General features: G+C 56.4%; 22 protein-coding genes, 1 tRNA gene and 1 rRNA gene. 10 read left to right on the top strand and 14 right to left on the bottom strand.

All coding sequences use genetic code 11. The features are described from left to right. Nucleotide 1 precedes the first annotated feature (1 nt). Nucleotides 2-77 (top strand) — tRNA-Thr (locus FS690_RS17600). A 37-nt stretch (nt 78-114) separates the two neighbouring features. Next, a 5S ribosomal RNA gene (gene rrf / locus FS690_RS17595) occupies nt 115-230 on the top strand. Between the two features lie 122 nt (nt 231-352). Here the strand turns inward: rrf and FS690_RS17590 are convergent. From FS690_RS17590 to FS690_RS17575, 4 genes are all read right to left on the bottom strand, one after another. Continuing rightward, a complete protein-coding gene (locus FS690_RS17590) occupies nt 353-1114 on the bottom strand; it encodes an amino acid ABC transporter ATP-binding protein (RefSeq protein WP_071669154.1) in 762 nt (253 codons plus the stop codon). Nucleotides 1115-1122: 8 nt separating this feature from the next. Next, nucleotides 1123-2223 carry an amino acid ABC transporter permease gene (locus FS690_RS17585; RefSeq protein ID WP_145340018.1) on the bottom strand — a complete coding sequence of 367 codons (1101 nt, stop codon included), beginning with the start codon at nt 2221-2223 and terminating at the stop codon, nt 1123-1125. Nucleotides 2224-2237: 14 nt separating this feature from the next. Beyond that, nucleotides 2238-3416 (bottom strand): amino acid ABC transporter permease, encoded by a 1179-nt coding sequence (locus tag FS690_RS17580; protein ID WP_071669156.1) that lies wholly within the window; start codon nt 3414-3416, stop codon nt 2238-2240. 68 nt (nt 3417-3484) lie between these two features. After that, nucleotides 3485-4510, bottom strand: coding sequence for an amino acid ABC transporter substrate-binding protein (locus FS690_RS17575; protein WP_071669157.1), 1026 nt, complete (start codon nt 4508-4510; stop codon nt 3485-3487). A gap of 377 nt (nt 4511-4887) precedes the next feature. Between FS690_RS17575 and FS690_RS18610 the strand changes: the two genes are divergently transcribed. Further along, complete coding sequence (locus FS690_RS18610; RefSeq protein WP_255402078.1) at nt 4888-5019, top strand: hypothetical protein; 132 nt, start codon at nt 4888-4890, stop codon at nt 5017-5019. On the opposite strand, the gene fis is transcribed toward FS690_RS18610, so the two are convergent. The 10 genes from fis to msrP all read right to left on the bottom strand — a co-directional run bounded on the left by fis (nt 5016) and on the right by msrP (nt 13455). Next, entirely contained in the window at nt 5016-5312 is a 297-nt protein-coding gene (gene fis / locus FS690_RS17570; protein ID WP_003855228.1) for a DNA-binding transcriptional regulator Fis, read from the bottom strand. The genes FS690_RS18610 and fis overlap by 4 nt on opposite strands. A gap of 24 nt (nt 5313-5336) precedes the next feature. Beyond that, nucleotides 5337-6302 (bottom strand): tRNA dihydrouridine synthase DusB, encoded by a 966-nt coding sequence (gene dusB / locus FS690_RS17565; protein ID WP_039380734.1) that lies wholly within the window; start codon nt 6300-6302, stop codon nt 5337-5339. Nucleotides 6303-6673: 371 nt separating this feature from the next. Further along, entirely contained in the window at nt 6674-7555 is an 882-nt protein-coding gene (gene prmA, locus FS690_RS17560) for a 50S ribosomal protein L11 methyltransferase (RefSeq protein WP_145340017.1), read from the bottom strand. An 11-nt stretch (nt 7556-7566) separates the two neighbouring features. Next, nucleotides 7567-9012 carry a sodium/pantothenate symporter gene (gene panF / locus FS690_RS17555; RefSeq protein WP_104085371.1) on the bottom strand — a complete coding sequence of 482 codons (1446 nt, stop codon included), beginning with the start codon at nt 9010-9012 and terminating at the stop codon, nt 7567-7569. Continuing rightward, nucleotides 9002-9244, bottom strand: a complete 243-nt coding sequence (locus tag FS690_RS17550; RefSeq protein ID WP_071669160.1) for a YhdT family protein — start codon at nt 9242-9244, stop codon at nt 9002-9004. Before FS690_RS17550 ends, panF begins: the two co-directional genes overlap by 11 nt. 71 nt (nt 9245-9315) lie before the next feature. After that, nucleotides 9316-10665 (bottom strand): acetyl-CoA carboxylase biotin carboxylase subunit, encoded by a 1350-nt coding sequence (accC, locus tag FS690_RS17545; RefSeq protein WP_071669161.1) that lies wholly within the window; start codon nt 10663-10665, stop codon nt 9316-9318. An 11-nt stretch (nt 10666-10676) separates the two neighbouring features. Continuing rightward, entirely contained in the window at nt 10677-11141 is a 465-nt protein-coding gene (gene accB, locus FS690_RS17540) for an acetyl-CoA carboxylase biotin carboxyl carrier protein (RefSeq protein ID WP_039380716.1), read from the bottom strand. A 21-nt stretch (nt 11142-11162) separates the two neighbouring features. Next, entirely contained in the window at nt 11163-11615 is a 453-nt protein-coding gene (aroQ, locus tag FS690_RS17535) for a type II 3-dehydroquinate dehydratase (protein WP_039380711.1), read from the bottom strand. Between the two features lie 232 nt (nt 11616-11847). Further along, the gene (gene msrQ / locus FS690_RS17530; RefSeq protein ID WP_113655509.1) at nt 11848-12450 is read right to left on the bottom strand and encodes a protein-methionine-sulfoxide reductase heme-binding subunit MsrQ; all 603 of its coding nucleotides are present in this window, start codon (nt 12448-12450) and stop codon (nt 11848-11850) included. Then, complete coding sequence (gene msrP / locus FS690_RS17525) at nt 12451-13455, bottom strand: protein-methionine-sulfoxide reductase catalytic subunit MsrP (protein ID WP_071669248.1); 1005 nt, start codon at nt 13453-13455, stop codon at nt 12451-12453. Between the two features lie 297 nt (nt 13456-13752). On the opposite strand from msrP, the gene csrD reads away from it, so the two are divergent. From csrD to yhdP, 7 genes are all read left to right on the top strand, one after another. Continuing rightward, nucleotides 13753-15699, top strand: coding sequence for an RNase E specificity factor CsrD (gene csrD / locus FS690_RS17520; RefSeq protein WP_094111842.1), 1947 nt, complete (start codon nt 13753-13755; stop codon nt 15697-15699). A gap of 309 nt (nt 15700-16008) precedes the next feature. Beyond that, the gene (gene mreB / locus FS690_RS17515) at nt 16009-17052 is read left to right on the top strand and encodes a rod shape-determining protein MreB (protein ID WP_003855260.1); all 1044 of its coding nucleotides are present in this window, start codon (nt 16009-16011) and stop codon (nt 17050-17052) included. Between the two features lie 212 nt (nt 17053-17264). Further along, nucleotides 17265-18299: a rod shape-determining protein MreC gene (mreC, locus tag FS690_RS17510; RefSeq protein ID WP_145340016.1), complete on the top strand. Its 1035-nt coding sequence runs from the start codon at nt 17265-17267 to the stop codon at nt 18297-18299. Continuing rightward, entirely contained in the window at nt 18296-18784 is a 489-nt protein-coding gene (mreD, locus tag FS690_RS17505; RefSeq protein WP_039380697.1) for a rod shape-determining protein MreD, read from the top strand. Before mreC ends, mreD begins: the two co-directional genes overlap by 4 nt. 8 nt (nt 18785-18792) lie before the next feature. Next, nucleotides 18793-19386 carry a nucleoside triphosphate pyrophosphatase gene (locus tag FS690_RS17500; RefSeq protein WP_039380695.1) on the top strand — a complete coding sequence of 198 codons (594 nt, stop codon included), beginning with the start codon at nt 18793-18795 and terminating at the stop codon, nt 19384-19386. Beyond that, nucleotides 19376-20845 carry a ribonuclease G gene (rng, locus tag FS690_RS17495; protein WP_071669165.1) on the top strand — a complete coding sequence of 490 codons (1470 nt, stop codon included), beginning with the start codon at nt 19376-19378 and terminating at the stop codon, nt 20843-20845. Before FS690_RS17500 ends, rng begins: the two co-directional genes overlap by 11 nt. Nucleotides 20846-20892: 47 nt before the next feature. Next, nucleotides 20893-24687: an AsmA2 domain-containing protein YhdP gene (yhdP, locus tag FS690_RS17490; RefSeq protein WP_145340015.1), complete on the top strand. Its 3795-nt coding sequence runs from the start codon at nt 20893-20895 to the stop codon at nt 24685-24687. Nucleotides 24688-24720: the final 33 nt, after the last annotated feature.

Here is a 24720-nt window from a genome sequence, read left to right as displayed (position 1 = left end):
TGCTGATATGGCTCAGTTGGTAGAGCGCACCCTTGGTAAGGGTGAGGTCCCCAGTTCGACTCTGGGTATCAGCACCAGTTTTAAAAAAAGCATGAGTTCGGGTAAAAGAATTTGCCTGGCGGCACTAGCGCGGTGGTCCCACCTGACCCCATGCCGAACTCAGAAGTGAAACACCGTAGCGCCGATGGTAGTGTGGGGCCTCCCCATGCGAGAGTAGGGAACTGCCAGGCACCAAACACAGAAGCCCTGAACGAAAGTTCAGGGCTTTTTTGTTTTTGCCTGGCAGGATAAAAACGCGCAGCCATAAAAAAGCCCCTGCTGCATGGCAGGGGCAGAGCTAAGGGCGCTGAGATCAGTGAATAACCTGCGACAGAAACGCGCGGGTACGCTCTGAGCGTGGATTAGCGAAGAACTCCTCTGGCGGCGCCATCTCTACGATCTCTCCCCGATCCATAAAGATCACCCGGTCAGCCACCGTACGTGCAAATCCCATTTCATGCGTCACACACAGCATGGTCATGCCATCTTCTGCCAGGCCAATCATGGTATCCAGCACCTCTTTTACCATCTCAGGATCAAGGGCTGAAGTCGGCTCGTCAAACAGCATAATTTTGGGTTTCATACAGAGCGAACGGGCTATCGCCACACGTTGCTGCTGACCACCAGAGAGCTGTCCCGGAAACTTATGTGCATGTTCGGCGATGCGCACCCGCTCAAGGTAGTGCATCGCCAGCGCTTCCGCCTCCTTCTTCGGCATCTTTCTCACCCAGACAGGGGCCAGCGTGCAGTTCTGCAGAACGGTAAGATGCGGGAACAGATTAAAGTGCTGAAACACCATGCCGACTTCGGTGCGTACCCGTTCGATGTTACGCACGTCATCGTTAAGATGAATACCGTCCACGACGATACGTCCCTGCTGATGCTCTTCCAGATGGTTGATACAGCGAATAGTGGTCGATTTTCCTGAGCCTGACGGGCCGCAGAGTACAATGCGCTCACGCGGTTTAACCTGCAGATTAATATCCTTAAGCACGTGAAACTGTCCGTACCACTTGTTCACGTTTTCGAGCGTAATCATCATAGCGTTAGCCGCCGTCGTTATTGTGGATGTCATAGTAAACCTCAGTGCGCTTTACGCCCGGTGTGAAAACGCTTCTCCAGATACTGGCTATAGCGCGACATGCTAAAACAGAAAATCCAGTAGACCAGTGCAGCAAAGACATAGCCTTCTGTGGACATGCCCAGCCATGCAGGATCGACCGTGGCCTGCTGCACGCTGCTGAACAGATCAAACAGGCCGATAATGATCACCAGACTGGTATCTTTGAAGAGTGCGATAATGGTATTCACCAGTCCGGGGATCGTGAGCTTAAGCGCCTGCGGCAGGATCACCAGCGCCTGCGTCCGCCAGTATCCCAGTGCCAGCGATTCAGCCGCTTCATACTGGCCTTTTGGCAGTGCCTGCAGACCGCCGCGCACCACTTCCGCCACATAGGCGGACTGAAACAGAATCACGCCAACCAGCGCCCGAACCAGTTTGTCGATAGTCGTGCCTTCCGCCATAAACAGCGGCAGCATGACAGAGGACATAAACAGCACGGTGATCAGCGGTACGCCACGCCAGAACTCAATAAAAATAACGGATAGCGTACGCACCACAGGCAGGTTTGAGCGCCGGCCCAGTGCCAGCAGAATACCCAGCGGTAATGCGCCGGCGATACCAACGGATGCGATAATCAGCGTCAGCGTCAGGCCGCCCCACTGACGGGTTTCCACCCGCTCCAGACCAAAATAGCCGCCATAAAGCAGTAGCCACACCGCGATCGGATAGAGCACCGCCCAGCAGGCCAGATAGCGGCCACGGCACGGCATGGCGCGGATAAAGAGCGGAATGACTGACAGTAAACCGATAACCAGAGCCAGGTTGATTCGCCAGCGCAGTTCGTGCGGATAGAGTCCATACATAAACTGACCAAAGCGCGCATGGATAAACACCCAGCAGGCCCCCGCTTTAGTGCAGTCAGCACGGGTTTCACCCAGCCAGTTTGCCTGAAATATCAGCCAGTTCAGTGCCGGTGGAATAACACTCCAGATGAGCCACAGACTGACCAGCGTAAGCAGGGTATTCAGCCAGCCGGAAAAGAGATTTTTGCGCGCCCAGCTCCAGCTCTTCTGCAGCAGATTACTGCTTACCGGCGGCGTTTCATGCGTTGTCACAGACATAGTGTTTCGTTCTCTTAACGCTCAACCAGCGCAATTTTGCGGTTATAGAGGTTCATCAGCAGGGAAATGGTCAGGCTGATGATGAGATAAACCGCCATGGTAATCGCAATGGTTTCTATTGCCTGGCCGGTCTGATTAAGCACCGTACCGGCAAAAAGCGACACCATATCGGGGTAGCCGATAGCGGCGGCCAGCGACGAGTTTTTGACTACGTTTAAATACTGACTGGTCAGCGGAGGAATAATGACGCGCATCGCCTGAGGAATAATGACCTGACGTAGCGTCACGGGATTCGGCAGTCCCAGCGAGCGCGCTGCTTCACTCTGGCCATGTGGTACTGACTGAATACCGGCGCGGATCACCTCAGCAATAAATGAAGAGGTATAAATAGAGAGCGCCACCGTCAGCGCCGCCAGCTCCGGGATCATCACAAAGCCACCGCGGAAATTGAATCCGCGTAGCTCAGGCACATCCCAGTGCACGCCCGCGCCGAACAGGGTATGAGCAATCAGCGGCAGCAGCACAATGAGCCCGGCTGCAGCGGGCCAGGTACGACGCAGCTGACCGGTTTTCAGCTGATGTTTACGATTAAAGCGAAACAGCGCCAGGCTGGCGATAATGCTTAACGCCAGCGCAACCAGAAACGGCAGCGTACCAGGTGCATACTGGGGCCATGGAATATACAAGCCACGATTGCTGACAAAGGCGAGGTCAAAGGCGTTTAGCGCCTGGCGCGGACCCGGCAGATTACGCAGTACGGCAAAGTACCAGAAGAAAATCTGCAGCAGCGGCGGAATATTACGGAACGTCTCAATATAAATGGCAGAGAGCTTACGCAGCAGCCAGTTATCGGACAGGCGCGCCAGGCCTACCGCAAAGCCAAGCAGGGATGCAAAGACGATGCAAAGTGCAGAGACCAGCAGGGTATTGGTCAGCCCGACCATAAAGACCCGGGCGTAGGTATCTCCCTCGGTGTAGTCAATCAGATGCTGAACAATACCAAAACCGGCACTGCGCTCCAGAAAGCCAAAACCTGACGTAATGCCGCGGTTAGCCAGATTGATAATGGTGTTGTGGATTAAATATCCCACCACGGCCACTACCGCAATAATCGCGACAAACTGGTAAAGCCAGGCGCGAACCGCAGGGTTACCGAATGAAAAATCCCTTTTCACGGTTGGGCGTTGCGACATGTTGAAACCTCAATGATAGATACGCGTGGGCACCGCAGGACGCGGTGCCCGACTGGCACAGCAGTAAATCAGCGCACCGGCGGTGCGTACTGAATACCGCCCTGATTCCAGAGCGCATTCTGTCCGCGTGCGATTTTCAGCGCGCTATCTTTACCGACGTTGCGGTCAAAAATTTCCTGATAGTTGCCCACCTGCTTGATGATGTTATAGGCCCACTTGTTATCAAGTTTCAGGTCTTTACCAAAGTCGCCTTCTGCACCCAGCAGATGCGCCATGTCAGGCGTGGTCGGTTTTGCTGCCATCTGATCGACGTTCTTTGAGCTGATGCCCATCTCTTCGGCATTCAGCATGGCAAACAGCGACCACTTAACAATCGTAAACCAGTCATCGTCACCGCGACGTACCAGCGGCCCGAGCGGCTCTTTGGAGATCACTTCCGGCAGTACAATAAATTCGTCAGGCTTGCCCAGCTTGATACGCAGCGCATAGAGCTGGGATTGATCGGAGGAGAGTGTATCGCAGCGGCCGCTATCAAGTGCTTTGGCTGACTCATCGGAGCGGTCAAAGGTGACCGGGGTGTACTGCATTTTATTCGCTTTGAAATAGTCGGCGACATTGAGTTCGGTATCGGTACCCGCCTGAATACAGACCGTTGCGCCATCCAGCTCTTTGGCACTTTTCAGTCCCGCTTTCTTATGCGTCAGGAAGCCAATGCCGTCATAGTAGTTTACGCCGGCAAACAGAAAGCCCATTCCGCCATCGCGTGAAGAGGTCCAGGTAGTATTACGCGACAGGATATCCACTTCGCCCGACTGCAGCGCAGTGAAGCGCTCTTTAGCCGTCAGCGGGGTATATTTAACTTTGCCGGCATCGCCAAACACGGCAGCGGCGGCGGCGCGGCAGACATCCACATCAATACCCGTGAATTTGCCGCTGGCATCTGCGTACGAGAAACCAGGCAGTCCATCACTGATCCCACACTGCACAAACCCTTTCTTTTTAATTGCGTCCAGAGTGGTACCTGCATGCGCCTGCTGAGTCACGCTCAGCAGCGTGGCAGCGGCAATCAGGGTGGAGAGCATCATCTTTTTCATAAAGCATCCTGTGTGGCGGTTCGTCTGTTGTTATTGTGGTGCGCACTTTGTAGTGCACTGCTGTCTGTCGGTGGCAATTAGCCATCCAGCCTGTTGCAAAGCTGATGCCAGGTTTGCAGCGGGCTGAATTCTTCAGGAAAGAGCGTCAGAAAAGGGCAGGAAGTAACGTGCGGTTACTATCGCGCACCAAAAGGCGGCATGACGAGTCGCCGCGATCACAAATAGTGCAAATAGTTTCACTATTGGAGCGCAGTGTGAGCTACCGCTCATTAGCCGGACCAGTTAATGCCGCTATGGGTAAACGCAGCAGTGACCGGGGATAGTGGCAGGCACGTGTGAACAGCCCGCAGATTTACGCAGGAGAGGGAGCAGGAAAAATGACGCAGGAGATTGCAACGATAGTTACCATTCAGGCGGTAACTGTTTCACCTGAGGTGATGAGCGGAAGCGGCGACAGAAACAAAAACGCCAGCCCGGAGGCTGGCGTTATCGCAGCAACGAACAATTAGTTCATGCCGTATTTTTTCAGCTTCTTACGCAGAGTACCACGGTTGATACCCATCATCAGGGCTGCACGGGTCTGGTTGCCACGGGTATACTGCATTACCATGTCCAACAGAGGCTGCTCAACTTCAGCCAGTACCAGCTCATACAGATCACTAACATCCTGACCATTCAGTTGAGCAAAATAGTTCTTCAGTGCCTGTTTAACCGAATCACGCAGTGGCTTTTGGGTCACCTGATCCTGTGAGTTAACGGTAGAAACGGTCAGTACGTCAGAATTTACGCGTTGTTCGAACATAGTTCTTTCAGCTCTTTATTTCGTTTACGCAAGATTTTCGAAGTATGCCTCCAACGCCTCCAGCTGTTCGCTGGCATCCTCAATGGCGTTGAATGTGCGCCGAAACTGGTCGTCAGGGGCACTTTCCTGCAAATACCAGGAAACGTGTTTTCGGGCAATACGGTATCCCTTGCGCTGACCGTAAAAGTCGTGCAGCTCCCGTATATGTCCAATCAGCATTTGCTTCACCTCTGCCAGCGGCTTTGGTGCAAGCAGCTCCCCTGTGTCCAGATAATGCTGGATTTCCCGGAAGATCCACGGTCTTCCCTGAGCAGCACGTCCTACCATCAGAGCATCTGCCCCGGTGTAGTCGAGCACTGCCCTGGCTTTATGCGGGTCAGTTATGTCCCCATTCGCGATAATCGGAATGGAAACGCTCTGCTTAACTGTCCGAATGCTGTCGTATTCAGCCTGCCCCTCAAACAAACAGGCGCGGGTGCGTCCATGAATGGTGAGAGCCTGAATGCCACAACGTTCAGCCAATTGGGCAATCTCTGTACAATTACGATTTTCTTTGTCCCAGCCGGTGCGAATCTTCAGCGTAACCGGTACGTCTACTGCATTAACGACCGCACGGAGAATCGATTCTACCAGTTGCGGATGCTGCAGCAGCGCGGAGCCAGCCATCTTACGATTCACTTTTTTAGCCGGACAACCCATATTGATATCGATAACCTGCGCGCCAGACGCAACGTTAATTCGCGCGGCGGCAGCCATCTCATCGGGATCGCAGCCAGCAATTTGCACGGCACGAATGCCGGGCTCGTCACTATGCACCATACGCAGCCGGGATTTGTCACTAGCCCAGACTTCCGGGTTAGATGACAGCATCTCGGAGACAGTCATACCGGCGCCGTTCTCGTAACAGAGTGTGCGAAATGGCTTGTCGGTTACTCCGGCCATAGGCGCAGCAATGAGGCGATTACGTAGCTGGTGGTGTCCAATGCGCATGAAAAAAGAAGTGACCCTAACTGTTCGCAAGGCGGCGTATATTACGCATTTTTTCCGGAAGATGAAAGGCCAAACTTTGAACAACAGCCTCTTAACATTAAAGCGTCTGCGCTGCCATCAACCCGCCTCTCATAATAGTCTTTTAAAATCATTAGGTTAAATATTTAAGGCGAAATTGTGAACAAACATTTTTCTGAATTCAGACCGCAAAACGCGATATAAAAGCCGCGATTTTAACGAATTAACCACAGAATTAACGGCTATTTGCGCAAATTTAATACAAAATTATTCTGTCCGAAGGCAGTGCCGGTACCGCATGCTATCTGTTCCGAAGAAACCCCAGGCTTGCGCTTGCAGACCTGGGGTAAAAACTAACGCAGGCGTCCGGTAATACGGCACCACTCTTCTTTCTCCGCGACCGGATCAATTGCGAAGCGCTCAGCATAAGCTTCACAAACGCTTTCTGCCTGACTGGCCAGTACGCCAGAAAGACCAAGGTAGCCGCCTGCTTTTGGCAGAACGCCAATCAGCGGTGCCAGTTCGCGCAGCGGGCCCGCCAGAATGTTGGCGACCACCACGTCAGCCTGCAGGTTTTCAGGCTGCTGATGTGGCAAGTAGAGCGACAGGCGATCTGCCACGCCGTTGCGTTCAGCATTATCACGGCTCGCCTGAATGGCCTGCGGATCGATATCGATCCCAATCGCCTGTGCGGCACCCAGCTTGAGCGCGGCGATCGCCAGAATGCCGGAGCCGCAGCCAAAGTCGATCACCGTTTTGCCCTGCAGATCGAGACCATCCAGCCAGCTCAGGCAGAGTGACGTGGTAGGGTGAGTTCCGGTGCCGAAGGCCAGGCCGGGATCGAGCATGACGTTGACCGCGTCCGGATCGGGAACATCACGCCAGCTTGGACAGATCCACAGGCGCTCACCAAAGCGCATCGGATGGAAGTTGTCCATCCACTCGCGCTCCCAGTCTTTATCTTCGATCTGCTCGATCTTGTAGTGAAAGGTCGATCCCGGCACCGGCTGCAGACGCAGTGCGGCTACCACCTCATCCATATCACTTTCGGCGTCAAACAGGCCAATGACATCAGTATCACCCCACAGTCGGGTTTCACCCGGAAGAGGTTCATACACCGGATTGTCGTGCGTGTCCTGAAACGTCACCGAGACGGCACCCACTTCCATCAGAGCATCGCTCAGCGGCTCAGCCTGTTCTCCGGTGCTGTTAATCTTGATTTGAATCCATGGCATAGCGTTTCTCTTTATTTCAGTGCAGCGTCGTGCGTCGCAGACGCGCTGCCAAACAGGTTACCTGCCAGAAAAGCGAGCAGGCTCAGGGTTAGCGAGGGAACAATAGGGTGGAGTCCCCACCACTCAATATTCAGGCTGGCGAGCAGCGTATAGCTTACGGCGCCGGCGATCATACCGCTGATGGCTCCGGCAGCATTGGCGCGCTCCCAGTAGAGACCCAGCACCAGCGGCCACAGAAAGACCGCTTCCAGCCCGCCAAACGCCAGCAGATTAAGCCAGATGATCATATCCGGCGGATTCCAGGCCGCCAGCAGCAGCAGGATGCCCAGCACAAAAGTAATCGTGCCGGAGAGCATGCGCAGCCGCGCTTCATTTTCACTCTGCCGGGGCGCAAGACGCAGATAGAGATCTTTGATCAGCGTAGCGGATGCCTGCAGGAGCTGCGCGTTAATGGTCGACATAATGGCCGCCATCGGCGCGGCAAGAAAAATGCCGGCTGCCATCGGCGGCAGTACGGTAATCATCAGCGTCGGGATCACCTGGTCAGGTATGGTCAGGTCAGGCAATACCACACGTCCCAGCGCGCCAGCCAGATGCATCCCCAGCATCAGGATCACCACCACGATGGTGCCGAGAATGATCCCGCGATGCATCGCCTTGCTGTCTTTGTAAGAGATGCAGCGTACGGCGGTATGTGGCAAACCGATAACGCCAAAGCAGACCAGTACGGCGAATGAGCTGAGGAAGGCAGGTGTAATCACATTGCCTGCCCCTTCCGGCGACACCAGTTGCGGATCGATAGCGCGCAGCGTGCTGACCGCGTGACTCAGCCCGCCGGCATGATGAATAACAGCAAACAGCAGCAGAAACGTGCCAGCCAGCATTACCAGCCCCTGCATCGCATCGTTCAGCACGCTGGCGCGAAAGCCCCCGAAAGCCGTATAAAGGGCGATAGTTCCGCCAAAAATCAGCAGGCCCGTATCGTAAGGAATGCCCGCCGCCGTTTCCAGCAGGCGAGCGCCGCCGATAAACTGCACGGTCATGGCACCGATAAATGCCACCAGCAGGCTGATACTGGCCAGCCAGATCAGCAGCGGGCTGCGATAGCGACCATAAAGCATATCGTTGAGCGTTACTGCGTTATAGCGCCGGGCCAGAATGGCAAATTTCTTGCCGAGCACGCCCAGTGATAGCCAGACGGCAGGCACCTGAATCATCGCCAGCAGTACCCAGCCCAGACCATATTTATAGGCGGCACCGGGCCCCCCTATAAATGAGCTGGCGCTGATATAGGTTGTGGTCAGCGTCATGGCCAGCACAAACCCGCCCATGGAGCGGCTGCCGAGAAAATATTCGGTCAGAAAACTGCCCTGGCGCTGTTTGCGCATGGCGATTACCGATAGCACGGCGATCAGAACCAGGTAAGCCAGCAGCGGCAGAAGGATCTCACTCTCCATCACGGTCCTCCAGTGACATATCACGGAAAATGACGCGGACCATCAGCGCACAGAGTCCGGTAAACAGTAGCGGTGCAAATATGCAGGAGAGTTCGAACCAGCGGGGCAGGCCAGATATTCCGCTTTGCGTCCCGCCGAGCCAGGCAGACAGGGCCCACACCAGCAGATATGCGAGAGCGAGGCCCAGCGACCAGCGCGCCTCTTTGTTCGCTTGTAGAAAACGCCCATCCATCAGATAACCTCACAGGCGATAACAATAAAAAAGGCCGGATTAACCGGCCTCTGTCGTGCTCTGCGCTGCGATTACTTTTCGTGCAGGCCGAGTTTTTTCTCCAGATAGTGGATGTTGGTGCCACCCTGCTGGAAGTTTTCGTCGGACATGATTTTCATCTGCAGCTCGACGTTGGTTTTGATGCCGTCGATGATCAGCTCAGCCAGAGCATTTTTCATGCGGGCGATCGCCACTTCACGGGTTTCGCCGTAAGTAATGAGTTTGCCAATCATGGAATCGTAGTACGGCGGCACGGTGTAGCCAGCGTAAATGTGCGATTCCCAGCGTACACCAAAGCCACCCGGCGCGTGGAAACGCGTAATTTTACCCGGGCTTGGCAGGAAGGTATTAGGATCTTCGGCGTTGATACGGCATTCCACCGCATGACCACGTACGACCACATCTTCCTGTTTGATCGACAGCGGCTGACCGGCAGCAATACGCAGCTGCTCTTTGATAAGGTCAACGCCGGTGATCATTTCGGTAACCGGATGTTCAACCTGAATACGGGTGTTCATCTCAATAAAGTAGAACTCGCCGTTTTCATACAGGAACTCAAAAGTACCGGCTCCACGATAGCCAATTTCCACGCAGGCGTTAGAGCAGCGCTCGCCGATGAAGCGACGCAGTTCCGGAGTGATGCCTGGCGCAGGTGCTTCTTCCACCACTTTCTGGTGGCGACGCTGCATGGAGCAGTCGCGCTCCGCCAGATAGATGGCGTTGCCCTGGCCATCGGCCAGCACCTGAATTTCGATATGGCGCGGGTTCTCGAGGAATTTTTCCATGTAGACCATGTCGTTATTGAAAGCCGCTTTGGCTTCCGCTTTCGTCATGCCGATGGATTGCTCAAGATCTTTTTCATGGCGTACAACGCGCATACCGCGTCCGCCGCCGCCGCCAGAGGCTTTGATGATAACCGGATAACCGATACGCTTCGCGATAGCGCGGTTTTTATCCATATCATCAGTCAGTGAGCCATCTGAACCCGGAACGGTCGGTACGCCCGCTTTTTTCATCGCGGTAATAGCAGAAACTTTGTCGCCCATCAGGCGGATCGTATCCGCTTTCGGACCCACAAAGATAAAGCCTGAACGTTCAACCTGCTCAGCAAAATCAGCGTTCTCAGACAGAAAGCCGTATCCCGGATGGATCGCAACTGCGCCGGTAATTTCAGCGGCAGAGATCAGAGCCGGAATATTCAGGTAACTTTTGACCGACTGCGCCGGGCCGATGCAGACAGTTTCATCTGCCAGCAGCACGTGCTTGAGGTCGCGATCTGCCGTGGAGTGGACCGCTACGGTTTTGATGCCCAGCTCTTTGCAGGCACGCAGAATGCGCAGCGCGATTTCACCACGGTTAGCAATGACAATTTTATCCAGCATGCTTCGCCTCGTTATTCGATGACGACCAGCGGCTCGTCAAATTCAACCGGCTGGCCGCTTTCTACCAGGATCGCCTTCACAACGCCGGATTTATCGGCTTCGATCTGGTTCATCATTTTCATCGCTTCAACGATGCACAGGGTATCGCCAGCGTTCACTTTCTGACCCACTTCCACAAACGCTTTTGCGTCCGGGCTTGGGGTGCGGTAGAAGGTGCCGACCATCGGTGAACGGACAATGTGACCGCTGACTTCAGGCTTAGCGGCTTCAACCGGAGCGGCAGCAACCGGTGCAACGGCAGCGGCCAGTGCAGGCTGCGGAGCAGGTGCAGCATAAGCCTGCTGCATCATAGGATAACCGACATTGGCAGGTGAACGGCTGATGCGAACTGACTCTTCGCCTTCAGAGATTTCCAGCTCAGCAATGCCGGACTCTTCAACCAGTTCGATCAGTTTCTTAATTTTACGAATATCCATGAGTGTGGTTCCGTACTCTGTTTAATTGGAATGTGACAGGCGTTTTATCGCCGTTTGTAAAGCCCACGCGTACCCATCCGCGCCAAGTCCACAAATGACGCCGGCAGATACATCGGAAAGATAGGAGTGGTGCCGGAACGGCTCGCGTGCATGCACGTTGGAGAGATGCACCTCGATAAAAGGTATGCTTACCGCCAGCAAAGCATCACGCAGCGCAACGCTGGTGTGCGTGAACGCAGCCGGATTGATGATGATGTAATCCACATCGCTGCGCGCGGCGTGAATACGATCGATCAGCTGATATTCTGCGTTCGATTGCAAATGACTCAATTTCACATGGTGCTGGTCAGCCTGCTGCACCAGATCGCTGACGATATCAGCCAGCGTGGCGTGACCATACTTGTCAGGCTCGCGCGTTCCCAGCAAATTCAGGTTGGGACCGTTCAACAACAGTATGTGAAATTTATGCGCCATCTTGCGGCTATCTCCTGCAATCATTAGGGCATCGCGTAAAATACCGCGACATCCTTCATTTGTCACCCTTGAGAGTGAAAAAGAAGGGTTTGCTTGCAATAAAGCCGGGCATTATATCCGTTTCGGGACAATTCGCAGCAAAATACTGGTCTTATCTGCGAAGTTGATCCGGTGCGGCCCGAAGGCCACACGTTTTAACAGAAAGCGGGGGGAGAAAACAACCTCAGGAAAATCAGCGGCTGAAGCTTTTGCGTAACTTTTTGTAGCGCCACGCCAGCAGCAGCGCGGCTGCCAGCGCATAGAGCCACGGCTGTGGTGACAGGACTTTGACTGACCAGAGATAGTGAATGGGAACGAGGATCGCTACCAGATAGATAGCGTTATGCAGCGTTTGCCAGCGTCTGCCCAGCTTGCGCTGCGCGCGCTGAAATGAGGTTATCGCCAGCGCAAATAGCACCACCCAGCTGATCATACCCAGCAGCAGATAGGGGCGGGCGAAAATTTCACTGCCGAGCAGGCGCAGATGCGTAAAGCCCAGCTCCAGCAGCCAGTAGCTGATCAGATGTAGCGTGGCCCAGGCAAAGCACCAGAGACCCAGCATCCGGCGGGTGCGGATCAGCAGTGGCTGTTTGAGATAGCGCGTCAGCGGAGTGACCAGCAGCGTTGCCAGCAACAGCTTCAGCGCCATTCTGCCGGTAAAGTGCTGAATATCTTTGGCCGGATCGGCGCTCAGCCAGCCCTGAGCAGCCGAAAGCACCAGATAGATCAGCGGCAGCAGGGCGGCCAGGTGCAGCACCACTTTGAGCCAGGTAACCTGTCGCAGGGTCAGTCGCATTTAAAAATTCTCCCGCAGATCGAGCCCGCGATAGAGTGACGCAACCTCACGTGCATAACCGTTAAACAGCAGCGTAGGCTGCCGCTCTACGTTGAGCAGGCCGCCCGCGCCGATAAAACGCTCTGTCGCCTGTGACCAGCGCGGGTGGTCAACGTGCGGATTCACATTGGCGTAAAACCCATATTCGCTGGCGGCAATCTGGCTCCAGGTGGTCGGCGGCTGTTCAGCGGTCAGCGTGATTTTCACAATCGATTTAATGCCTTTAAATCCATATTTCCACGGCACCGTCAGGCGTATCGGGGCACCATTCTGCGGCGGCAGCGCTTTGCCGTAGACACCGGTGCTGAGCAGCGTCAGCGGATGCATCGCTTCATCCAGCCGCAATCCTTCAACATAGGGATAGTCGAGCCCGCCGCCAATAAAGCGATCTTTCTGACCTGGCATCTGTTCAGGGTCGTAGAGCGTCTGAAACGCCACATAGCGTGCGCGGCTGGTGGGTTCAGCCAGCTTCAGCAGCTTACTGAGTTCAAAGCCCACCCAGGGCACGACCATTGACCAGGCTTCAACGCAGCGCATACGGTAGATACGCTGCTCCATGGCAAAGCGTTTAAAAATGTCATCCATATCCAGCGTCATGGGCTTAGCCACTTCGCCATCAATACGCAGCTGCCAGGGTTCAGTCTTTAGTGAGCCGGCGTTAGCTGCGGGATCGGCCTTATCCAGGCCAAACTCATAAAAGTTGTTGTAGCCCGCAACCTTATCGTAAGGCGTCAGGGGCAAATCCGCCTGCCACTGTGCGGGTTTAGTGAACGTCAAATCGCGTCCTGCGGGTGCCGGCGGTCGATCATTTCCTTTAAACCAGCTCAGAATGTCCGCCCGCGCGCTACCCGGCAGCGTCGCAGCGGCAGCGCCAATCCCCAGCGCCTTCAGCACCTGACGCCGGCGCAGCGCAAAGATGTTTTCCGGGGTAACATCAGCTTCAGTGAGAGTGTGCTTGAACTTCATGGTGTTCTCCGGCAGATAAGCAGTGATCATTAAGATGCGTAAACCCCATCGGCGATGCCACTTTGCCGGGGAAAATATGAAATTTCCTGGCAGACAGCCTCTGTTGAGAATAGGACGAAAAAGTCCGCCCGGCAGTCAGGCGCTGTGACTTTACCGTTATACTCGCGCGACAGCGTGCTTGCCGGAGCATTGGCGCTGATTCAGACAGCTATTTATGGTACTTTGCTCAGGATTGCGTCAGCTGAATGACGCACAGGCTGGCTGCCCGTTTATAACCGCAGTGGTACAGGCACAGGGATGCGATTAACAACGAAGTTTTCTGCGTTTATTACATTATTAAGCTTACTGGCAATGTTACTGATGCTGGTAGGCTGCGCTTTTAGTTTTATCTGGCTGTCGCAGGAGCGCGTTGAGAGCCGTATCGATACGCTGGCGACCGAAGTTGACAAAGCGCTGATGACTCAGTCGCCGCAGGAGGTTGAACAGTGGCTGACGCGGCTGATGCCGGTGATCAACGCTGAGCAGGTCACGCTGCTCAATGACGAAGGCGAAGTATTCCGTCTTACCCGCCATGAGAATCCGATGCTGGAAGATGAGCCTAACCGGTTTATTCAGCTTGAGCTGCCCCTGGTGCATGCGCCCGAAATGCAGCTGCGCGTCGTGGTTCTCGATCCGGCAAAAACCTGGTTCCGCTCCTTTACCGGCGCCTATACGCTGGTGGTGCTGCTGAGCGTGGTTGCCATTATGGCGGCGCTGCTGGCGATGACGCACCACTGGCTTAATCGCCGCTGGCGCAATATGGATCGGCTGGAGGCGCGCGCGGAACGCATTATTGCCGGCGAGCGCATTGCCCGCGTTCCGGGCACCACTGAATGGCCGGCTAAAGCCAGCCGCGCGCTGGATACGCTGCTCAGCGATCTGCAGGAAGCAGGAGAGCAGCGTCTGCGAATCGATACGCTGATCCGCACGTTTGCGGCTCAGGATGCGCGCACAGGTCTCAATAATCGCCTCTTTTTTGATAACCAGCTGGCGACGCTGCTGGAAGATCAGGAGGATGTCGGTACGCATGGCGTGGTAATGATGATCCGCCTGCCTGACTTCGACAATCTGCATGAGATAATTGGTCCGACGCTGGCCGAAGAGTACCTGTTTGATATCATCAATATGTTTTCTACGTTTGTGCTGCGCTATCCGGGGGCGCTGCTGGCCCGCTATTTTCGCAGCGATTTTGCCGTGCTGCTGCCGCACCGGACGCTGAAAGAGGCGAACAGCATCGCCGAGCAGCTTATCAATGCGGTGGACTCGCTGCCGCCGATGCGCAGGGTGGATCGTGATGATTTAATCCATATCGGCATCAACGCCTGGTGCAGCGGACAGAGCGCACTGCAGGTGATGGAGAGCGTAGAGCTGGCCACGCGGCGCGCCGTGCTGCAGGGAGGCAACACCTGGTCAGTGGGCGAGGGTAATCCGCTGGAGATGGGCCGCGGCAGCGTGCGCTGGCGTACGCTGCTGGAGAATACGCTCAATCGCGGTGGTCCCCGTCTTTATCAAAAGCCTGCGGTACTGCTGGATGGTAAAGTGCACCACCGTGAGATGCTGGCGCGCATATTTGATGGTGATAAAGAAGTGGTTGCCGCCGAGTTTATGCCGCTGGTCATGCAGCTGGGGCTGACCGACAGCTGGGATCGCCAGCTGGTGACGCGCATCGCCGCGCTGACAGAAGTGTGGCCGGATGAGACGCTGGCGCTGCCGGTAAGTATCGATTCACTGCTGCAGCGCCCGTTCCAGCGCTGGCTGCAAAAATTGCTGCTGCAGTGTAATAAATCCCAGCGCCGGCGATTTTTATTTGAACTTGCCGAGGCGGATGTGTGTCAACACATCAATCGTTTGCTGCCGGTCTTTCACATGCTCACCACGTTTGGCTGCCGTATCGCAGTCGATCAGGCGGGAATGACGGTGGTCAGCAGCGCCTATATCCGCCAGCTTCCTGTTGATGTGATTAAGCTGGATCCGGGGCTGGTACGGAATATTGACCGCCGCACAGAGAATCAGCTTTTTGTGCAAAGCCTGCTGGAGGTGTGTAAATCCACCTCCAGCTATGTTTTTGCTGCTGGCGTGCGTACCCGGGCTGAATGGCAAACCCTGACTGCACTTGGGGTAGCGGGCGGGCAGGGCGATCTGTTTGCGCCTTCCTTACCGGTTAACAGTAACGTTAAAAAACACTCGCAACGTTACCGCATTTGATGCGCTGGCAGGGTTTGTCCCGGCAATCGATGTTTTTCTGGCGTTAACCAGCGGGAGCGGGCAGAGCCAGAGGCATGAAATGTTAAATTTTATGTCGATAACCCCGCCGCAGGTCCGGGCAATTTGCGTTAAAGAGGGCCGTTTAGCGCTATCTGGCGCTGCCAGTAGCGAACAGTACCGGCCGGAAAAATTATATGGTCTATTTTTTCACCTTAGCCGAACGTTTTTGCGCCTTGTAGCGGCTTCGTGTGGTTGGTAAAGTAAGCGGATTTTATTTTCCGCCCCCAGCTTGCAGGATTATCCCTTAGTATGTTTAAAAAATTTCGCGGCATGTTTTCCAATGACTTGTCCATTGACCTGGGTACTGCGAATACCCTGATTTATGTAAAAGGACAGGGCATCGTGCTGAACGAGCCTTCAGTGGTTGCTATCCGTCAGGACCGCGCCGGCTCCCCAAAGAGCGTAGCGGCTGTTGGTCATGACGCAAAGCAGATGCTTGGCCGTACGCCGGGCAACATTGCCGCTATTCGTCCGATGAAAGATGGCGTGATTGCCGACTTCTTCGTGACTGAAAAAATGCTCCAGCACTTTATTAAGCAGGTACACAGCAACAGCTTTATGCGCCCGAGTCCGCGCGTACTGGTGTGTGTACCGGTCGGCGCGACCCAGGTTGAGCGTCGCGCTATCCGTGAATCTGCGCAGGGCGCAGGGGCACGCGAAGTCTTCCTGATTGAAGAGCCGATGGCTGCGGCTATCGGTGCCGGCCTGCCGGTCTCTGAAGCAACCGGTTCTATGGTCGTGGATATCGGTGGCGGTACGACTGAAGTCGCCGTGATCTCCCTGAACGGCGTGGTCTACTCCTCTTCTGTACGTATCGGTGGCGATCGCTTTGATGAAGCTATCATCAATTACGTGCGCCGCAATTACGGTTCACTGATTGGTGAAGCCACCGCAGAACGTATCAAGCATGAAATCGGTTCAGCCTATCCGGGCGACGAAGTGCGCGAAATCGAAGTGCGCGGCCGTAACCTTGCAGAAGGCGTGCCGCGTGGCTTTACGCTGAACTCAAATGAAATTCTTGAAGCGCTGCAGGAGCCGCTGACCGGCATCGTCAGCGCGGTTATGGTTGCGCTGGAGCAGTGTCCGCCAGAGCTCGCTTCTGATATTTCAGAGCGTGGCATGGTGCTGACCGGCGGTGGCGCACTGCTGCGTAATCTGGATCGCCTGCTGATGGAAGAGACAGGTATTCCGGTCGTGGTAGCGGAAGATCCGCTGACCTGCGTAGCGCGTGGCGGCGGTAAAGCGCTGGAGATGATCGACATGCATGGTGGCGATCTGTTCAGCGAGGAGTAATTCCTCACTGGCTGCGACCATGGTCATATTGCGCAGGGAATCGCGACAATACTCATCATAAACTGAACCGCACGCAGCGTTGTATTATGCAGCGGCGGTTCAGGCATGGGTAAATGGCGCGGCTGCGTATGACGGCATAGTGCGTCCAGCCCTGGAGGCGCGGGTCTGCGGACTGGTGCTTCTTCCCTGATGTCGAGGAATTCGCAGAATTTATGAAGCCGATTTTTAGCAGGGGGCCTTCCCTGCAGTTGCGTCTCTTTCTGGCCGTTATCGTGGCAATTGCGATTATCATCGCCGACAGCCGCGTAAGTACTTTCTCCCGGATCCGCAACTATCTGGACACGTCAGTCAGCCCATTTTATTTTCTGGCCAACGGCCCGCGACAGCTGCTTGACGGCGTGTCGGATACGCTGGCATCCCGTCAGCAGCTGGAGCTGGAGAACAAAGCGCTGCGCCGCGAGCTTTTCCTGAAAAACAGCGATCTGCTGATGCTGGGGCAATATAAGCAGGAAAATGCCCGCCTGCGCGAGCTGCTTGGATCGCCGCTGCGTCAGGATGAGCACAAAATGGTGACGCAGGTGATCTCAACCGGCACCGATCCTTATACCGATCAGGTGGTGATCGATAAGGGCAGCGTAAACGGCGTTTACGAAGGTCAGCCGGTGATCAGCGATAAAGGCGTTGTCGGGCAGGTGGTGGCCGTTGGCCAGCTGACCAGCCGCGTGCTGCTGATCTGCGACGCCTCTCACGCGCTGCCGATTCAGGTGCTGCGTAACGATATTCGCGTTATTGCTGCCGGTAACGGCTGCAGCGAAGATCTGCAGCTGGAGCATCTGCCAGGCAATACTGATATTCGCGTCGGCGACGTGCTGGTGACATCCGGCCTCGGCGGCCGGTTCCCGGAAGGTTATCCGGTCGGCGTCGTGTCGTCAGTCAAGGTTGATACCCAGCGCGCCTATACGGTCATTCAGGCGCGTCCGACTGCCGGGCTGCAGCGTCTGCGCTACCTGCTGCTGCTGTGGGGAGCAGATAAAAATGGCGATATGCCGATGGCACCGGATGAGGTACATCGCGTAGCGAACGAGCGTCTGATGCAGATGATGCCTCAGGTGCTGCCACCGGCGGGCGAAATGGGGCCGCCGGCGCCCGCGGGGATGCAGCAGAGTCAGCAGATAGGACCGCCATCCTCTGCGGCCAGCGGAAGTTCACAGAGCACGCCGGCGAACACGCGTGGGGGCCAGCCTTGAGCCGATATCGCAGTCAGGGACGGTGGGTAATCTGGCTCTCTTTTCTGCTGGCATTAATTCTGCAAATCATGCCGTGGCCGGAGCAGTTCTATATGTTCCGGCCGTCGTGGCTGCTGCTTATTCTGATCTACTGGGTGCTGGCGCTGCCGCATCGGGTCAACGTCGGCACCGGGTTTTTTCTCGGTGCCGTTATGGATCTGATTGCCGGCTCCACGCTGGGCGTACGCGCGCTGGCTTTCAGTATCATCGCCTACCTGGTCGCCTTTAAATTCCAGCTGTTCCGCAACCTCGCATTGTGGCAGCAGGCGTTAATGGTTATGGTTCTTTCACTGGCAGTAGATGTCATTGTTTTTTGGGCTGAATTCCTGGTCATAGACGTCTCATTCCGGCCAGAAATTTTCTGGAGTAGCGTGGTCGACGGCATCCTCTGGCCCTGGCTATTCTTATTGATGAGAAAGATCCGCCGGCAGTTTGCCGTTCAGTAAGGAACACAATGATTACCCTGTATCTGGCTTCCGGCTCGCCCCGCCGGCGCGAGCTGCTTACGCAGCTTGGGCTGCAGTTTGAGCGTCTGTTAACCCATACCGAAGAGCAGCGTCAGCCCGACGAAGCGGCTGAACATTACGTTCGCCGACTGGCGGCGGATAAAGCCCGCGCCGGTGTCGCTATGGCGCCCCGGGATCTGCCGGTACTGGGCGCGGACACGATTGTGGTGCTGAATGGTGACGTACTGGAAAAACCGCGTGATGCGGAACACGCCGCAGAGATGCTGGCAAGGCTCTCCGGACAGACGCATCAGGTGATGACCGCGATAGCGCTGGCTGACAGCGAGACGCTGCTGGATTGCCTGGTGCTTACCGATGTGACCTTCCGCAACGTGACCGCTGATGAAATCGCGCACTATATCGCCAGTGGCGAACCGATGGATAAGGCGGGCGCCTATGGCATTCAGGGTCTGGGCGGTAATTTCGTGCGCACGATTAATGGCAGCTACTACGCCGTAGTGGGACTACCGCTGGTGGAAACCACAGAGCTGCTGAGCCATTTTCAGTCGCTGCGTGCATTAAGGGGACAGAATGACGGCTGAACTGCTGGTAAATGTGACACCTTCGGAAACGCGCGTTGCCTATATTGATGGCGGCATTTTGCAGGAAATTCATATTGAGCGCGAAGCGCGACGCGGCATTGTTGGCAACATCTACAAAGGCCGGGTCAGCCGCGTGCTGCCGGGTATGCAGGCCGCCTTTGTCGATATTGGCATGGATAAAGCCGCCTTTCTGCACGCCTCCGACATCATGCCGCACACCGAGTGTGTTGCCGGCGATGAAAAGAAAAATTTTGTTGTACGCGACATCGCCGAGCTGGTACGCCAGGGGCAGGATCTGATGGTGCAGGTAGTGAAAGATCCGCTCGGCACCAAGGGCGCACGCCTGACCACCGATATCACGCTGCCGTCCCGCTATCTGGTTTTTATGCCCGGCGCATCACACGTGGGTGTTTCACAGCGTATTGAAAGTGAGGCGGAGCGCGAACGGCTGAAAGCGGTGGTTGCTGCCTACTGTGACGATCTGGGCGGTTTTATTATTCGTACCGCTGCGGAAGGCATCGGCGCAGAAGAGCTGGCGCAGGATGCGGCGTTTCTCAAACGCCTGTGGACCAAAGTCAGCGAGCGCAAAAAGCGTAACCAGACGCGCTGCCTGCTCTATGGCGAACTGGCGCTGGCGCAGCGTGTGCTGCGCGATTTTGCCGGCGCCGCGCTGGATCGCATTCGCGTCGATTCGCGTCTGACCTGCGATCTGCTGGTGGAATTTACCAGCGAATATATTCCTGAAATGGCGGGCAAAATAGAGCATTACAGCGGCAAGCAGCCTATTTTCGATCTCTATGATGTAGAAAATGAGATTCAGCGTTCGCTGGAGCGCAAGGTCGAGCTTAAATCGGGTGGCTACCTGATTATCGATCAGACGGAGGCGATGACCACGGTAGATATCAACACCGGAGCGTTTGTTGGCCACCGTAACCTGGATGAAACCATATTTAATACGAATATCGAAGCGACGCAAGCTATTGCCCGTCAGCTGCGGTTACGTAACCTCGGCGGTATTATCATTATCGACTTTATCGACATGAGTAATGACGATCACCGCCGTCGCGTGCTGCATTCGCTGGAGAGTGCGCTGAGTAAAGATCGGGTCAAAACCGGGATCCATGGCTTTTCAGCGCTGGGCCTGGTGGAGATGACCCGTAAAAGAACGCGTGAAAGCATTGAGCATGTGCTCTGTGCCGACTGCCCGGTGTGTAAAGGACGCGGCTCGCTGAAAACCGTAGAGACCGTCTGCTATGAAATCATGCGTGAAATTGTACGCGTGCATCACGCCTATGACTCCGACCGCTTTCTGGTTTACGTCTCGCCGGCGGTAGGCGAGGCGCTGAAAACAGATGAGTCGCATGCGCTGGCCGAAGTCGAAATCTTTGTCGGCAAACAGGTCAAAGTTCAGGTTGAACCGCTCTATACTCAGGAGCAGTTTGACGTCGTCATGATGTAAGGCCTGCGGCCAGACGTTATTATCCAGTGACCAGCAAGGAGAGATGTGTGAGGCGGTTGCCAGGGATTTTGTTACTGCTGATCGCCACAGTGATTGTCATTGTGGCGCTGCTGGTGAGCGGGCTGCGTCTGGTGATGCCGCATCTCAACAGCTATCGCAGCGACATTCTGCAGACGGTTTCACGCATCAGCGGCGTCAACGCAGACGCCAGCGAACTGCAGGGAACGTGGCAGAATTTTGGCCCGACGCTGCAGGTACGCGATCTGCGCATTGATATGAAGCAGGATGGCGAACTGCACATTGGCCGCGTCACTCTTGCGCTGGATGTCTGGCAGTCGCTGCTGCACTGGCGCTGGCAGTTCCGCGATCTCACCTTCTGGCAGCTGCGTCTGGCGACGGAGCGGCCGCTGTTTACCCGCGACAGCGATACTACCAGCATCAAGCCTGCTCAGATCAACGACCTCTTCCTGCGCCAGTTCGATCACTTCGATTTGCGCGACAGCACTATCCGCTTTCTGACGCCTTCAGGCCAGCATGCCGAGCTGGCGATACCGCGCCTTACCTGGCTGAATGAAGCCAGCCGGCATCGCGCTGAAGGCGAGGTCAGCCTCAGCAGCTTTACCGGCCAGCATGGCGTGGTGCAGGTCAGGCTGGATTTAAAGGATACCCGTGGCCTGCTGAACGACGGTCGCATCTGGATGCAGGCAGACGATGTGGATGTGCGTCCCTGGATTGGCCGCTGGCTGCGTGATAACACCAGTCTGGAGAGCGCGCGTATCAGCCTGGCGGCGTGGGCCAGCCTGCGCGATGGCGAACTCTATGCGGGCGATGTGCTGATCAAACAGGGTGGGGCGCGCTGGCGCGGCGAGCAGCGCGATCATCAGCTGCAGATTGACGGACTGACCGCACACCTGGCGCGCTTCCGCGACGGCTGGAGCCTGAATATACCGCAGACCCGGCTCAGCACCGATGGCGTGGCCTGGGCGCCCGGCCGGATTGCGCTGCTGTGGCAACCTCAGGATAAAGCGGCAGCGGAGATCCGCGTGCGTGCTACCCGGCTGGACCTGCAGCGGTTTGCGCCGCTGGTGCCGCTGATTGGCCCGCTCTCGCCGACGCTGCTGGATACCTGGCGTGCACTGCAGCCGCGCGGTTATATCGATACGCTGGCACTGGATATTCCTCTGGCGCAGCCGGAGCAGACGCGACTGCAGGCGACGTGGCGCGATCTGGCGTGGCATAACTGGAAGCTGCTGCCAGGCATCAGCAATCTCAGCGGGCGCGCCAGCGGCAGCGTCAGCAATGGTCAGGTTGATCTCCGCATGGGACAGGCTGAAGTGCCCTATGGTGATATGTTCCAGGCGCCGCTGGATATTCATCAGCTGAGTGGCCAGCTGAGCTGGCTGCGTGACCGTCATGGCCTGACGCTGGCCGGACACCAGCTGGATGTGCAGGCGCGGTCGCTGTGGGCGCGCGGTGATTTCCGCTATCAGCAAAACAGTGACACTGCACCACGGCTCGATATTCTGGCCGGCATTCGCGTAACCGATGCAGGCGATGCGTGGCGCTATCTGCCGGAACCGCTGATGGGGCATAACCTGACGCGCTACCTGAGCGAAGCGATAAAAGGCGGGGAGACGGATAACGCCACGCTGCTGTTCGCCGGCGATCCGCGCCTGTTCCCGTTTAAGCATAACGACGGCATGTTTGAAGTTCAGGTGCCGCTGCGTAATGCCGCGTTTCGCTTTCAGCCGGGCTGGCCAGCTCTGCAGGATCTGGATATCGATCTCGATTTTGTGAATGACGGCCTGTGGATGCGCGCCGATAACGCGCGCCTGGGCAAGGTCGAAGCGCGTAACGTCACGGCCGTTATTCCGGATTATCTTAAAGAGAAACTGCTGATCGCCGGCGATCTGAGCGGGCAGGGGGCGGATATCGGCGCCTACTTTAATGAGACGCCGCTGAAATCGTCGCTCGGCGCGGCGCTGCAGCAGCTGCAGGTTGGGGGCAACGTCAAAAGCACGCTCAACCTGGAGATCCCGCTGGATGGCGAACAGGTACACGCCAGCGGCAACGTGGTGATGAATAACAACACGCTGCATATTAAACCGCTGAAGAGCACGCTGACGCAGCTGACAGGGCGTTTCCGCTATAACAACGGCAACCTTGAAAGCGAAGAGATGCAGGCAAACTGGTTTGGTCAGCCGCTGGGCGTGACCTTCAGCACGCAGGAGAATCCGCAGGATTTTGGCGTTAACGTCCACCTGCTGGGCGACTGGCAGCCCGCGCGTCTCAGCGTGATGCCAGCGGCGGTAGCGCGTCAGCTCAGCGGTTCACTCGCCTGGCAGGGCGATGTGGCTATTACGCTGCCGCATAGCGGAGGTGCGAACTACAGCGTCGATCTCAGAGGCGATGGCAAAGCAGTAAGCAGTCACTTACCTGCGCCGCTGACCAAATCTGCCGGTGAGGCGCTGCCGGTGACGGTTAAGGCTAAAGGCGATCTGAACGGCTTTATGCTCAGCGGCAGCGTGGGCGAGATGCACCGCTTTAACAGCCGCTGGCTGCTGGAGCCGCAGCTGCGCGTCGAACGCGGCATCTGGCAGAACCAGACCACGGCAACGCCTGCGCTCCCGGCGCAGCGCGGTATGGTATTAAACCTGCCGCCGCTGGATGGAGAAGCCTGGCTCGGTGTTCTGGCCGGAGCGGGCGGCAGCGGAGAGGGCGCCACGCAGGTGGGCGGGGTCGGCTTACCTGGCGATGTCACGTTGCATACGCCAGCCCTGACGCTGGGCGGGCAGCAGTGGCACGATCTCAGCGCCACTCTGCTGCAGGGCGCGGGCGGTGATGCGCAGCTGAAGCTGGAGAGTCGTGAAGCGCGCGGCACGCTGACAACAGCGCAGCGTGCACCGTGGCGCATCAATCTGAACTACCTTTATTACAATCCGCAATGGAAAGAGACCGGCAGCAAACAGGCGTCATCACCGTTCAGCGGCGACAGCGGGATCGATTTCAGCCAGTGGCCTGCGCTGCAGCTTAACTGCGATGAGTGCTGGCTGCGCGGACAGAAGTTCGGACAGATGGCTGCGACGCTGACGCCGCGCGGAGAGACGTTAGCACTCACTAACGGAATTGTGGACAGCGGCAGCGCCCGGCTCAGCATCAGTGGCGAATGGGTTAACTCGCCGGGCAATCCGCGCACCTCGCTGAAGGGACGCCTGAGCGGCAGCAATATCAATGACGCCACTAACTGGTTCGGTATGAACACGCCGCTGCGCGACGCGCCGTTTAACGTGGATTATGACCTGCACTGGCGCGCCGCGCCCTGGCAGCCTGCTGAGGCGTCGCTGAGCGGCACGCTGAAAACGCACTTTGGCAAAGGAGAGATTGCCGACGTTAATACCGGACGGGCAGGACAGCTGCTGCGTCTGGTCAGTTTTGATGCGCTGCTGCGCAAGCTGCGTCTGGATTTCAGCGACACCTTCAGCGATGGCTTCTATTTTGATTCAATCAACGGCACCGCCTGGATCGAAAACGGCGTCATGCGCACCGATAACCTGCTGGTAGATGGGCTGGAAGCGGATATCGCGATGCAGGGCCGGATCGATCTGGTACAGCGGAAAATTGATATGGAAGCGGTCGTGGCGCCGGAGATCTCCGCGTCGGTCGGTGTGGCAACGGCGTTTGCAATCAATCCGGTGGTTGGCGCCGCCGTTTTTGCCGCCAGCAAGGTACTGGGACCGCTCTGGAACAAGATTTCCCTGCTGCGCTATCACATCAGCGGCCCGCTGGATAAACCGGAAATCAGTGAAGTGCTGCGCAAAGCGCGCGACGCCGGCAGCAAGTGAATTTGACGCCGTCGGGGAATTGCCGCAGGCTAT

Origin of the sequence: Pantoea sp. PSNIH1, from assembly GCF_007680655.1 — a bacterium.
GTDB classification, from domain to species: domain Bacteria; phylum Pseudomonadota; class Gammaproteobacteria; order Enterobacterales; family Enterobacteriaceae; genus Pantoea; species Pantoea eucrina.
This window is presented reverse-complemented; position numbering and strand designations above follow the sequence as displayed.

Bases quoted from the DNA above. Each gene is read 5' to 3' on its own strand.
- FS690_RS17585 (WP_145340018.1), bottom strand. From the start codon at position 2,223: ATGTCTGTGACAACGCATGAAACGCCGCCGGTAAGCAGTAATCTGCTG.
- mreB (WP_003855260.1), top strand. From the start codon at position 16,009: ATGTTTAAAAAATTTCGCGGCATGTTTTCCAATGACTTGTCCATTGAC.
- panF (WP_104085371.1), bottom strand. From the start codon at position 9,012: ATGGAGAGTGAGATCCTTCTGCCGCTGCTGGCTTACCTGGTTCTGATC.
- csrD (WP_094111842.1), top strand. From the start codon at position 13,753: ATGCGATTAACAACGAAGTTTTCTGCGTTTATTACATTATTAAGCTTA.
- aroQ (WP_039380711.1), bottom strand. From the start codon at position 11,615: ATGGCGCATAAATTTCACATACTGTTGTTGAACGGTCCCAACCTGAAT.
- accC (WP_071669161.1), bottom strand. From the start codon at position 10,665: ATGCTGGATAAAATTGTCATTGCTAACCGTGGTGAAATCGCGCTGCGC.
- fis (WP_003855228.1), bottom strand. From the start codon at position 5,312: ATGTTCGAACAACGCGTAAATTCTGACGTACTGACCGTTTCTACCGTT.
- FS690_RS17590 (WP_071669154.1), bottom strand. From the start codon at position 1,114: ATGACATCCACAATAACGACGGCGGCTAACGCTATGATGATTACGCTC.
- dusB (WP_039380734.1), bottom strand. From the start codon at position 6,302: ATGCGCATTGGACACCACCAGCTACGTAATCGCCTCATTGCTGCGCCT.
- FS690_RS17580 (WP_071669156.1), bottom strand. From the start codon at position 3,416: ATGTCGCAACGCCCAACCGTGAAAAGGGATTTTTCATTCGGTAACCCT.
- FS690_RS18610 (WP_255402078.1), top strand. From the start codon at position 4,888: ATGACGCAGGAGATTGCAACGATAGTTACCATTCAGGCGGTAACTGTT.
- rng (WP_071669165.1), top strand. From the start codon at position 19,376: ATGACGGCTGAACTGCTGGTAAATGTGACACCTTCGGAAACGCGCGTT.
- accB (WP_039380716.1), bottom strand. From the start codon at position 11,141: ATGGATATTCGTAAAATTAAGAAACTGATCGAACTGGTTGAAGAGTCC.
- msrQ (WP_113655509.1), bottom strand. From the start codon at position 12,450: ATGCGACTGACCCTGCGACAGGTTACCTGGCTCAAAGTGGTGCTGCAC.
- mreC (WP_145340016.1), top strand. From the start codon at position 17,265: ATGAAGCCGATTTTTAGCAGGGGGCCTTCCCTGCAGTTGCGTCTCTTT.
- prmA (WP_145340017.1), bottom strand. From the start codon at position 7,555: ATGCCATGGATTCAAATCAAGATTAACAGCACCGGAGAACAGGCTGAG.
- FS690_RS17500 (WP_039380695.1), top strand. From the start codon at position 18,793: ATGATTACCCTGTATCTGGCTTCCGGCTCGCCCCGCCGGCGCGAGCTG.
- msrP (WP_071669248.1), bottom strand. From the start codon at position 13,455: ATGAAGTTCAAGCACACTCTCACTGAAGCTGATGTTACCCCGGAAAAC.
- FS690_RS17575 (WP_071669157.1), bottom strand. From the start codon at position 4,510: ATGAAAAAGATGATGCTCTCCACCCTGATTGCCGCTGCCACGCTGCTG.
- FS690_RS17550 (WP_071669160.1), bottom strand. From the start codon at position 9,244: ATGGATGGGCGTTTTCTACAAGCGAACAAAGAGGCGCGCTGGTCGCTG.